General features: G+C 53.6%; 10 protein-coding genes. 3 read left to right on the top strand and 7 right to left on the bottom strand.

Going from position 1 to position 11126, the window contains the following annotated elements; genetic code table 11:
• Positions 1–257, bottom strand: a 257-nt coding sequence (locus FDX03_RS23250) for a YigZ family protein (RefSeq protein ID WP_249357034.1), incomplete at its 3' end; no start/stop codon positions are given.
• Positions 257–1588: a Xaa-Pro dipeptidase gene (pepQ, locus tag FDX03_RS10445; protein ID WP_115644186.1), complete on the bottom strand. Its 1332-nt coding sequence runs from the start codon at positions 1586–1588 to the stop codon at positions 257–259. The genes pepQ and FDX03_RS23250, both read right to left, overlap by 1 nt.
• 189 nt (positions 1589–1777) lie before the next feature.
• Here pepQ and fadB point away from each other — a divergent pair, with 189 nt between their 5' ends.
• Complete coding sequence (gene fadB / locus FDX03_RS10440) at positions 1778–3967, top strand: fatty acid oxidation complex subunit alpha FadB (RefSeq protein ID WP_061066936.1); 2190 nt, start codon at positions 1778–1780, stop codon at positions 3965–3967.
• A gap of 9 nt (positions 3968–3976) precedes the next feature.
• Positions 3977–5140 carry an acetyl-CoA C-acyltransferase FadA gene (fadA, locus tag FDX03_RS10435; RefSeq protein WP_061066935.1) on the top strand — a complete coding sequence of 388 codons (1164 nt, stop codon included), beginning with the start codon at positions 3977–3979 and terminating at the stop codon, positions 5138–5140.
• A gap of 178 nt (positions 5141–5318) precedes the next feature.
• Here the strand turns inward: fadA and FDX03_RS10430 are convergent, their stop codons facing one another.
• The 4 genes from FDX03_RS10430 to ubiD all read right to left on the bottom strand — a co-directional run bounded on the left by FDX03_RS10430 (position 5319) and on the right by ubiD (position 9685).
• A complete protein-coding gene (locus tag FDX03_RS10430) occupies positions 5319–6299 on the bottom strand; it encodes a LacI family DNA-binding transcriptional regulator (protein WP_137345900.1) in 981 nt (326 codons plus the stop codon).
• Positions 6300–6306: 7 nt separating this feature from the next.
• Positions 6307–7221, bottom strand: a complete 915-nt coding sequence (locus tag FDX03_RS10425; RefSeq protein WP_137345899.1) for an ROK family protein — start codon at positions 7219–7221, stop codon at positions 6307–6309.
• A 228-nt stretch (positions 7222–7449) separates the two neighbouring features.
• Positions 7450–8151 carry an NAD(P)H-flavin reductase gene (gene fre, locus FDX03_RS10420; RefSeq protein ID WP_048214095.1) on the bottom strand — a complete coding sequence of 234 codons (702 nt, stop codon included), beginning with the start codon at positions 8149–8151 and terminating at the stop codon, positions 7450–7452.
• 40 nt (positions 8152–8191) lie between these two features.
• Positions 8192–9685: a 4-hydroxy-3-polyprenylbenzoate decarboxylase gene (gene ubiD, locus FDX03_RS10415; RefSeq protein WP_048214094.1), complete on the bottom strand. Its 1494-nt coding sequence runs from the start codon at positions 9683–9685 to the stop codon at positions 8192–8194.
• A 166-nt stretch (positions 9686–9851) separates the two neighbouring features.
• Here ubiD and rfaH point away from each other — a divergent pair, with 166 nt between their 5' ends.
• Positions 9852–10340, top strand: a complete 489-nt coding sequence (gene rfaH, locus FDX03_RS10410) for a transcription/translation regulatory transformer protein RfaH (RefSeq protein ID WP_005133248.1) — start codon at positions 9852–9854, stop codon at positions 10338–10340.
• 10 nt (positions 10341–10350) lie between these two features.
• On the opposite strand, the gene tatD is transcribed toward rfaH, so the two are convergent.
• The gene (tatD, locus tag FDX03_RS10405; RefSeq protein WP_249357033.1) at positions 10351–11124 is read right to left on the bottom strand and encodes a 3'-5' ssDNA/RNA exonuclease TatD; all 774 of its coding nucleotides are present in this window, start codon (positions 11122–11124) and stop codon (positions 10351–10353) included.
• Between the last annotated feature and the right edge of the window lie 2 nt (positions 11125–11126).

Raw genomic sequence — 11126 nt, 5'->3', positions numbered from 1 at the left:
TGAGCGAGCATCGGTTTGCCTGCGGTACCCGCCGGTTCGCCATCGTCTGAAAATCCCAGTTGTTGCGAGTCATTGGGCGCACCCGCCACCCACGCCACACAATGATGACGTGCATCCGGGTGTTCCGCTCTGACTGACTCAACAAACGCTTTCGCCGCTTCTACACCGTCCGTATGGGCGAGCAACGTAATGAAGCGGCTTTTTTTGATCTCTTCAACGACGCTAACCGGCGCCGCAGGGATTAACCAACTGTCCATTACGCCAGTTTCAAATCCCGGGTCATGTTTTCAATATTGCTCTCGTGGACAACCACGTTGTCTTCAATACGAATCCCGCCGAACGGCTTCAGGGCTTCGATTTTCTGCCAGTTGAAGTGTTTGCTGAATTGCCCTTCACGCCACGGTGCCAACAGCGATTCAATAAAGTAGATGCCCGGTTCGATGGTCAGAACCATGCCCGGTTGCAAAACGCGGGTGCAACGCAGATAAGGATACTTCGACGGCGCGGCAAGGTGTGTGCCCGTATCATCCTGCATAAAGCCAGCAACATCATGCACCTGCAGACCCAGCGGGTGACCAATGCCGTGCGGCATAAACGGCCCGGTAAGATCGTTTTCTACCATCGCCTCTTCACTCATATCGGTGATGATTTGATGCTTACGCAGCAGTTTCGCGATGCGCTGATGGAACTGAATGTGGTAATCCACATAGCTGGTGCCTGCTTTCATCGTGGCAATCAGCGCCAGTTGCTCGTCATTCACATCTTTCACCAGATGCGCATAGTCGTTGTCGCTTTTCGCCGACCAGGTACGCGTCAGGTCTGCCGCATAGCCGTTATATTCCGCACCCGCGTCCAGCAGGAAGCTGCGGATTTCAGACGGAGCCTGATGATCCAGCTTGGTGTAATGCAGAACCGAAGCATGCTCGTTAAGTGCAACGATATTGCTGTACGGCACGTCGGTGTCACGATGACCGGTAGCCGTCAGGTAAGCGAGGTTGATGTCAAACTCGCTCATTCCGGAACGGAACGCTTCTTCCGCGGCACGGTGTCCATTCACCGCCATTTTCTGCGCTTCGCGCATACAGGCCAGTTCGTAATCTGTTTTATAGGCGCGGTAATAGTGCAGGTAGTCGATCACCCCTTTCGGGTTGATGTTGCTGGCCGCGATATCCAGCTGCAGTGCGCGTTCCGGAACCGGACCAATGTAACCGATATTGCCGCGAGCAGCAGGCAGTTGACTACCAATACCATCCGCTTTTGGCAGCGCGATGATCTCAATTTCTTCCGTCCAGAAGGAGGTCGGCAGCGGCTCAACGTTGTGCCAGTAATCGACCGGCAGGTAGAACCACAGTTTCGGCTTGTTCACGCCATCCACCAGCAACCAGCAGTTAGGAACCTGCGTTACAGGCACCCAGGCTTTGAACTGCGGATTAACCTTAAACGGATATGGATGATCGTCGAGAAAGACGTTAATCAGCTCACCTGAGTGAATAAGTAACGCATCCAGCTTAAAGCGTTCCAGTGCGTCGCGCGTCCGTTCTTGTAGGGTAACGATATGATTTTTATAGAGAGCGGCCAGTGATTCCATTTTCTATCCTTCTGTTTTTTTGACCTCAAGTCTCCGCATCTTAGCACATCGCCTTGTGAGTGCGTGATTTCTGCCGAGCGTGATCAAATCGTCATTTCTTTAATCATTCATTTGCATTTTTTTAACACAAAATACACACTTCGATTCATCTGGTATGACCAGATCACCTTGCGGATTCAGGAGACTGACATGCTTTACAAAGGCGACACCCTGTACCTCGACTGGCTGGAAGATGGCATCGCCGAACTGGTGTTCGATGCCCCTGGTTCGGTCAATAAACTCGACACGGCCACCGTTGCCAGCCTGGGCCATGCGCTTGATGTGCTGGAAAAACAACCGAATTTAAAAGGGCTGCTGCTGCGTTCTAACAAAGCAGCCTTTATTGTTGGTGCCGATATCACCGAATTCCTTTCACTGTTCCTCGTGCCTGAAGAACAGTTAAGCCAGTGGCTGCATTTTGCCAACAGCGTCTTTAACCGCCTCGAAGATCTGCCTGTTCCGACCCTCTCTGCGGTAAACGGTTACGCGCTGGGCGGTGGCTGCGAGTGTGTCCTGGCAACCGATTATCGTCTGGCAACACCAGACCTGCGCATTGGCCTGCCGGAAACCAAACTGGGCATTATGCCGGGCTTTGGCGGTTCCGTGCGTATGCCACGTATGCTGGGCGCGGACAGCGCGCTGGAAATCATTGCTGCAGGTAAAGATGTTGGCGCTGACCAGGCGCTAAAAATCGGCCTGGTCGATGGCGTGGTGAAGCAAGACAAACTGCTTGATGGCGCGATTGCCGTATTACGTCAGGCGATTAACGGCGACCTTGACTGGAAAGCCAAACGTCAGCCGAAGCTGGAGCCGTTGAAACTCAGCAAAATTGAAGCGGCTATGAGCTTTACCATCGCCAAAGGCATGGTGGCGCAGACGGCAGGTAAGCATTATCCCGCACCGATTACCGCGGTAAAAACCATTGAAGCAGCGGCTCGTTTTGGCCGTGAAGAAGCACTGAATCTGGAAAATAAAAGCTTTGTGCCACTGGCGCACACCAGTGAAGCTCGCGCGCTGGTTGGGATCTTCCTTAACGATCAGTTCGTGAAAGCCAAAGCCAAAAAGCTCACCAAAAATATTGAAGCACCAAAGCAAGCGGCAGTGCTGGGTGCAGGCATTATGGGCGGTGGCATCGCTTACCAGTCAGCCTGGAAAGGCGTGCCGGTTGTGATGAAAGATATCAACGACAAATCATTAACGCTGGGCATGACCGAAGCGGCCAAACTGCTGAACAAACAGCTTGAGCGCGGCAAAATTGACGGTCTGAAAATGGCGGGCGTGATTTCCACTATTCATCCAACCCTCGACTATAGCGGTTTTGAGCGTGTGGATGTGGTGGTTGAAGCGGTCGTAGAAAACCCGAAAGTGAAAAAAGCGGTGCTGGCGGAGACTGAAGACAAAGTTCGCCCGGACACCGTACTAGCGTCGAATACCTCTACCATCCCAATCAACGAGCTGGCCAGCGCGCTCAAGCGCCCGGAAAACTTCTGTGGGATGCACTTCTTTAACCCAGTACATCGCATGCCACTGGTTGAGATCATTCGCGGCGAGAAAAGCTCGGATGAAACCATCGCCAAAGTTGTCGCGTGGGCAAGCCAGATGGGCAAAACGCCAATTGTGGTCAACGATTGCCCCGGTTTCTTCGTGAACCGCGTGCTGTTCCCATATTTTGCCGGTTTCAGCCAGTTGCTGCGCGATGGGGCGGATTTCCGCAAAGTCGACAAAGTCATGGAAAAACAGTTTGGCTGGCCGATGGGCCCGGCTTATCTGCTGGACGTGGTGGGAATTGATACCGCACATCACGCGCAGGCAGTGATGTCCGCAGGCTTCCCTCAGCGTATGCAGAAAGATTATCGCGACGCGATAGACGCCCTGTTTGATGCTAACCGTTTCGGACAGAAAAACGGTCTTGGATTCTGGCGTTATAAAGAAGACAACAAGGGCAAGCCGAAAAAAGAAGAGGATGCCACCGTTGACGGTTTGCTGGCAGATATCAGCCAGCCGAAGCGCGACTTTAGCGATGAAGAAATTATCGCCCGCATGATGATCCCAATGGTCAACGAAGTGGTGCGTTGTCTGGAAGAAGGCATTATCGCCAGCCCGGCAGAAGCCGATATGGCACTGGTGTATGGCCTGGGCTTCCCTCCGTTCCACGGCGGCGCGTTCCGCTGGCTGGATACGCTCGGCAGCGCGAAGTATCTCGATATGGCTCAACAGTATCAGCACCTTGGCCCGCTGTATGAAGTTCCGGCCGGTCTGCGTGACAAAGCGCGCCATAACGAACCGTATTATCCCCAGGTTGAGCCTGCCCGCCCGGTTGGCAGCCTGAAAACGGCTTAAGGAGTCACAATGGAACAGGTTGTAATTGTTGATGCGATCCGTACCCCGATGGGCCGTTCGAAAGGGGGTGCGTTTCGTAACGTACGGGCAGAAGATCTCTCCGCACATTTAATGCGTAGCCTGCTGGCGCGTAATCCGGCGCTGGAGCCAACCGCGCTGGATGACATTTACTGGGGCTGTGTGCAGCAAACGCTGGAGCAGGGTTTCAACATTGCCCGTAACGCCGCGCTGCTGGCAGAAATTCCGCACTCCGTTCCGGCGGTCACCGTCAACCGCCTGTGCGGTTCCTCGATGCAGGCGCTGCACGACGCGGCACGTATGATCATGACCGGCGATGCTCAGGCGTGCCTGATTGGTGGCGTGGAGCATATGGGCCATGTACCAATGAGCCACGGCGTTGATTTCCATCCGGGCATGAGCCGCAACGTAGCAAAAGCGGCGGGGATGATGGGGCTGACGGCAGAAATGCTCTCGCGTATGCACGGTATCAGTCGTGAAATGCAGGATGCTTTCGCCGCACGTTCACATGCTCGCGCCTGGGCTGCAACACAGTCTGGCGCATTTAAAAACGAAATCATCCCGACCGGCGGTCATGATGCCGACGGCGTGCTGAAACAGTTTAACTATGATGAGGTTATTCGTCCGGAAACCACTGTCGAAGCGCTATCCACCCTGCGCCCGGCGTTCGATCCGGTGAGCGGAACGGTCACTGCCGGTACCTCCTCCGCGCTCTCCGACGGAGCAGCGGCAATGCTGGTCATGAGTGAAAGTCGCGCCCGTGAGCTGGGTCTGACGCCGCGTGCCCGTATTCGTTCGATGGCTGTTGTTGGCTGCGACCCGTCAATCATGGGTTACGGTCCGGTTCCGGCCTCAAAACTGGCGCTGAAAAAAGCGGGACTCTCCACCAGCGACATCGGCTTGTTTGAGATGAACGAAGCCTTTGCCGCCCAGATCCTGCCGTGCATTAAAGATCTGGGGCTGATGGAGCAGATAGACGAGAAGATCAACCTCAACGGCGGCGCGATCGCCCTGGGCCACCCACTGGGATGTTCCGGTGCGCGGATTAGCACCACCCTGCTCAACCTGATGGAACGCAAAGACGTGCAGTTTGGTCTGGCAACGATGTGTATCGGGTTAGGCCAGGGCATCGCAACTGTATTTGAGCGAGTTTAATCAAAGATAAATTCCCCTAAATAATTCGCGCTGCATCGCGGCGGCAACTGAGCGAATCCCCGGGAGCATAGATAACTATGTGACCGGGGTGAGCAAAGGCAGCCAACAAAGAGGCAGAGTGAATTATGACGGGGAAAGGTTTAGTTGCCGTTCTTCCCGCCTGTCAGGGGCGGGTTTTTTATTTACCTGAACTACCACGCACCACTAATTGCACCGGCAACAGCAGATTCTCTTCCAGTTTCTCTTCCAGCAATAAACGCAGCGCTTCACGCCCCAGTTGCTTTTTATCAACCGCAATAGTGGTCAGCGGCGGATGTGACCAGGCCGCAGCATCGATATCATCAAACCCCACCAGCGCGAGATCTTCCGGGATACGTATATCCTGCTGCGCACACACCCGCTGAACAACCATCGCCGCCGCGTCGTTATAGGCAAAAATGGCATCAGGCGGCTCCGGCAGCCTGAAAAGCTCATTAACCGCTTCCACCAGGGATTGCTCGGTATCCAGCAGCGGTGGCGCAACGGCGTCGTATTCTGGCGGCATCAGCAAACGGGCCTCATACAATGCCTGACGGTAGCCCTTCTCGCGCTGACGGATGCTGTAGTGCGCAAGCGAACTGGCAAGAAAAGCGATACGGCTGCGCCCTTGTGCAATCAGATGTTGCGTGGCCAGATAACCGCCCTGGGTATTGTCCGGGTTCACGCAAGGCAGGCCCGGCGCCCAGAGATCCACCAGCACCAACGGCAGTTTCATCTGTTGCAGCAAGCCAAGTAATTCAGGCTCAAAAAATCCCGCGCAGATCAGCGCATCAGGCTGGTGCAACATCACCTGCTCACTCACTGCATCGCCTGGACCAATGGAGAGAAAGCTCAGCGCAATACCATGGTCACGACAGTTATCTTCTATCCCCAGCAGCAGTTGAGAATAAAACGGCAATGCCCGGCTGATATTGTGCTGGCGGTGCAGCAAAAACAGGACGCGTTTGATCTTGTCAGTGCGCAGACGGGAAAAATCATAACCCTGCTGCTGCGCCACAGAAATAATGCGCAGCCGGGTATCTTCACGTAGCCCCGGCTGCCCTTTCAGGGCGCGGGAAACCGCGCCAACCGAGACACCACAAGCTTCGGCAATGTCCCTGATACGTACAGGTTTCGTCATGTCACTCTCATTGATTTACGCTGTCCTTTTGCGCCCCCAGCCAGGCCGCGCCGCGTACGCCGCTGCTGTCACCGTGTCGGGCCTGAACGATCGGCGTACGGCACTGTTTACCAAATACGTACTGCGCCACTCGCGCCTGCAAGCCTGAATACAGTAAAGTGATATTGGATACCCCACCGCCCAGCACGATAACATCGGGATCGAGCGTATTCACCACCCCCGCCAACGCGCGCGCCAGCTGATCGCAATAGCGTTCCCATAACAAACAGGCTACCGTATCACCCGATTCTACCCGTTGCATAATTTGTGGCACACCTGCATGTTGCGCGGTGTGATTCATATACTGACGCTCCAGGCCGCTGCCGGAAATAAAGCTCTCAATACAGTTCACCTGTCCGCAATAGCATGTCACTTCAGCCCCGTCCCGAGATTCATGGTAGCGCGGCAATGCATTATGTCCCCACTCTCCGGCACAGGCGTTAGGACCGGAGACCAACCGATTATCGAAGCACAGACCACCGCCGCAACCGGTACCGAGGATCACGCCAAATACCACGTTATGCCCGTGTCCGCTACCGTCCATCGCTTCCGACAGGGTAAAGCAGTTGGCATCATTAGTAACAGGCACGGGTATTCCTAACGCTCGCTCAAGGTCTTGAGCAAAGGCCTGCTGATTCAGCACCAGGATATTGGAATTCTTAATCAAACCTTCGCTATCCACCGCGCCGGGCACCCCGATACCCACCGATAAAGGCTGATTAACGGCCTGTCTCGCCTTAGCAATCATCTCGGTCACAGCCTGGAAAAAATCACCGTAACTCTGCTTTGGTGTCGCACTTCGCTCGCAGAAAACAATTTCACCTGCGTTATCAATCACCACCGCTTCAATTTTAGTCCCGCCGATATCCAGTCCGAGCCTCATGGTTTTCCCTCGCTGACGTCCCGCAATGTGATGCGATACAGCTTGCCCATTTTGTTTACTAAACAAAATGAAACCCGTCACAAAACTCAGTTTTATGATTAATAGATAGAAAAAACATGTTTACTAAAAAATATGCTGAAAAAGAGAAACAACAAGACCGGGTTTGCACCCAGTTAGAAGAAGTAAGGTTGGTAATGGATGCGCCGGAAGGGATCCGGCGCACAGCGCTTAAATGAACGCGAAAGCGTCGCCAAACAGGCGATCTTCACGCGCACTACGTTCATTGCAGAACAGGTCGCGCGCGATTTTAGCCATCTCGAAACGCCCGGCGATATAAATATCATGTTCCGCCAGAGTGCCGTAATCCTGTAATACTGCCGTTAATACGGTTCCCGTACGACCACGCCAGCCGTCTTCAGGCTGCTCTACCACCGGCTCAACGCGCAGGTTCGGGTGATTCACCGACAATGCTTCCAGCTCTGAGAGATCGTAGAGATGCTTCTCTTCGCGCCCGCCCCAGTAAATAGTGATATCGCGGTTTGGATTGCGCGCCAGTGCGGTAAGCAGAATAGAACGCACGTAAGAGAACCCTGTACCTCCGGCAATCAGGATCAGCGGACGATTCTCATCATCCCTCAGCCAGGCTTCACCGTGTGGGATATCGACCTTAATTTCCCGATCTTTCAGAATTCGGTCCATAACAGCCATGGCATAAAGATTTAGCTCAGAAGCACCCACGTGCAGCTCAATGAACCCATGCTCATCCGGCGTAGATGCCATGGAGAACGGGCGTTTATCACGTTCGTCCATCACGACCATTAAATACTGACCTGCACGAAAGGAAAACGCCGCGTCCGGCACTAAACGTACGCGATATACGGTGTCAGTGATAGCTTCTACCGAGGTCACTTTACAGCTTAAGGTTGTCATGCGCTCTCTCTGTCGGATCAATAGGCAAAACGATCGCGCCTCAGGCGCTTTTGCCGTCATTAAAGATGGCTAATTCATCCCAAATTGCGTCAATACGCGCAGTCACTTCAGGATCTTTTTTAATCGGGCGTCCCCACTCTCGTTGGGTTTCACCCGGCCATTTATTTGTGGCATCCAGCCCCATTTTTGAACCAAGGCCGGAAACCGGCGAGGCAAAATCCAGGTAATCAATCGGCGTATTCTCTACCAGTACCGTATCCCGGGCCGGGTCCATACGGGTAGTAATTGCCCAAATCACATCGTTCCAGTCACGTGCGTTGACATCATCATCGCAGACAATAACAAATTTGGTGTACATAAACTGACGCAAAAATGACCAAACGCCCATCATGACGCGTTTGGCATGACCCGCGTACTGTTTTTTCATCGTCACCACGGCCAGTCGATAAGAACAACCTTCCGGCGGCAGATAAAAGTCGACGATTTCCGGGAACTGCTTTTGCAGAATAGGAACAAAGACCTCATTCAGCGCCACACCGAGAACCGCTGGCTCATCTGGTGGGCGTCCGGTGTAGGTGGAGTGATAAATCGCATCTTCACGTTGGGTAATGTGGGTGACGGTGAAAACCGGGAAGCTATCCACTTCATTGTAATAACCCGTATGATCGCCATACGGTCCTTCCGGTGCCAGTTCACCCGGCTCGATATAACCTTCCAGTACGATTTCAGCGCTGGCGGGTACTTCGAGATCGTTGGAGATGCATTTGACGACTTCGGTCTTGGTGCCACGCAGCAGCCCGGCGAAGGCGTACTCTGATAATGTATCAGGTACAGGGGTCACCGCGCCCAGAATGGTCGCCGGGTCTGCCCCTAACGCAACGGAGACTGGGAAACGCTCACCAGGGTGTGCAGCGCACCACTCCTGATAATCCAGCGCGCCGCCACGATGTGAAAGCCAACGCATAATGAGCTTATTTTTGCCAATCAACTGTTGGCGATAAATACCCAGATTCTGTCGCTCTTTATGCGGACCACGCGTGACGGTGAGTCCCCATGTAATCAGAGGCGCTGCATCTTCCGGCCAGCAGGTCATGATCGGTATACGATTTAAATCAACGTCATCGCCTGAGTAGATTTTTTGCTGACAAGGCGCACCGCGTAGCCGTTTGGTCGGCATGTTCAGCACCTGCTTGAACTGTGGCAGCTTATCAAACAGATCGCGGAATCCTTTCGGCGGCTCCGGCTCTTTCAAAAACGCCAACAGCTTACCAACTTCCCGTAGTGCTGAGACATCTTCTTGCCCCATCCCCATAGCGACACGCTTCGGCGTGCCAAACAGATTGCACAGCACCGGCATTGAATAGCCTTTTGGATTCTCAAACAACAGCGCAGGCCCACCGGCACGCAAGGTGCGATCGGCAATTTCAGTGATCTCCAGATGGGGATCCACTGGAAGCGTAATGCGTTTGAGCTCGCCCTGCTGTTCAAGCTGCGTCAGGAAGTCGCGTAAATCGTGATATTTCATGGCGTCCATTATGGCCTCTGTGTAAGCGCCTCATTATACGGCGTTCATCATTGTGATGCTGTATTTTTGTTAAATTAGCGTGAACTCTGGCAACCAGCACCGATGAGGCTTGAAAGATGAAGTGTATAATGACTTTTGCTATGCTTGCGCTCAGAACAAGCGGATAAGAGTTATTATGCAAGCCTGGTATTTACTGTACTGCAAACGCGGGCAACTTCAACGTGCCCAGGAACACCTGGAAAGACAAGCAGTAAACTGTTTGACGCCAATGATCACCCTGGAAAAAATGGTGCGTGGTAAACGTACCACAGTCAGTGAGCCACTTTTCCCTAATTACATGTTTGTCGAGTTCGATCCGGAAGTGATCCACACCACGACCATCAATGCGACACGTGGCGTTAGCCATTTTGTACGTTTTGGAGCGACACCAGCCACCGTCCCCTCTCCCGTCATTCACCAGCTTTCTATCTACAAGCCCGAAGGAATTGTTGACCCGGAAACGCCGCATCCTGGAGACTGCGTCATTATCACTGAAGGGGCATTTGAAGGGTTGAAGGCGATTTTCACCGAACCCGACGGCGAAGCACGTTCCATGCTCCTGCTTAACCTGTTGAATAAAGAGGTTAAGCAGAGCGTGAAAAACACCGGCTTTCGAAAAATATAAACAGACTGACTCAGAAGGTCACTTCGAATAACGTTCTGACGTTGGCATCAATCGCCGTTGATAGCCACTGAGGATCTTCCCCGCGCCAGTGCGCAATACGCTCAAGAATATGCGGCAGGTGTGCAGGTTCATTGCGTCGGGAAGTCGGCTTCGGGGCCAGATCGCGTGGGAGTAAATAGGGCGCGTCTGTTTCTATCAGCAGCCTTTCCACCGGGATAAACGGCAGTAGCTCCCGTAGTTCCATACCCCGACGCTCATCGCAGACCCATCCGGTAATCCCGATATAAAGCCCTCTGTCCACGCAGTCCTGCATCTCCCGGCGCGAGCCAGTGAAACAGTGCAGCACTGCGCCGGGGAGGCTGTCCAGCCAGGGTTCCAGCAGCGTCAGAAAACGTTCGTGGGCATCCCGACAATGCATGAAAACAGGCATCTGCAATTCGGCGGCAATACGCAATTGCGCCTCAAAAGCCCGTTCCTGTTCCTGCGCAGTGGAGTAATTACGATTGAAATCCAGGCCACACTCACCAATGGCGACCACTTCGGACTGGTTCGCCAGTGCAATAATTTCCGCCTCTGTTGAGGATTGCCATTGGCTACTGTCATGCGGGTGGACGCCAGCTGTGGACCAGCAATGTGGATAATGCTGTGCCAACTTTAGCGCCTGCTGGCTTTCATGCAGGTTTGTTCCGGTCAGAAGCATGCCGTTTACACCCGCAGCAAAGGCGCGCGCCACAACCTCATCCCTGTCTTTCGCAAATTGTGAACTGGTTAGATTAACGCCAATAT

The sequence above is a fragment of the Citrobacter sp. wls827 genome, from assembly GCF_005280875.1.
Lineage (GTDB): Bacteria > Pseudomonadota > Gammaproteobacteria > Enterobacterales > Enterobacteriaceae > Citrobacter > Citrobacter youngae.
The sequence above is the reverse complement of the archived record's forward strand: the minus strand, read 5'-3'. Positions and strand labels throughout refer to the sequence as shown.

What these genes read in the sequence shown, in the direction of transcription:
- ubiD (WP_048214094.1), bottom strand. Translation starts at nt 9,685, where the DNA reads ATGGACGCCATGAAATATCACGATTTACGCGACTTCCTGACGCAGCTT.
- pepQ (WP_115644186.1), bottom strand. Translation starts at nt 1,588, where the DNA reads ATGGAATCACTGGCCGCTCTCTATAAAAATCATATCGTTACCCTACAA.
- FDX03_RS10430 (WP_137345900.1), bottom strand. Translation starts at nt 6,299, where the DNA reads ATGACGAAACCTGTACGTATCAGGGACATTGCCGAAGCTTGTGGTGTC.
- FDX03_RS10425 (WP_137345899.1), bottom strand. Translation starts at nt 7,221, where the DNA reads ATGAGGCTCGGACTGGATATCGGCGGGACTAAAATTGAAGCGGTGGTG.
- fadA (WP_061066935.1), top strand. Translation starts at nt 3,977, where the DNA reads ATGGAACAGGTTGTAATTGTTGATGCGATCCGTACCCCGATGGGCCGT.
- fre (WP_048214095.1), bottom strand. Translation starts at nt 8,151, where the DNA reads ATGACAACCTTAAGCTGTAAAGTGACCTCGGTAGAAGCTATCACTGAC.
- fadB (WP_061066936.1), top strand. Translation starts at nt 1,778, where the DNA reads ATGCTTTACAAAGGCGACACCCTGTACCTCGACTGGCTGGAAGATGGC.
- rfaH (WP_005133248.1), top strand. Translation starts at nt 9,852, where the DNA reads ATGCAAGCCTGGTATTTACTGTACTGCAAACGCGGGCAACTTCAACGT.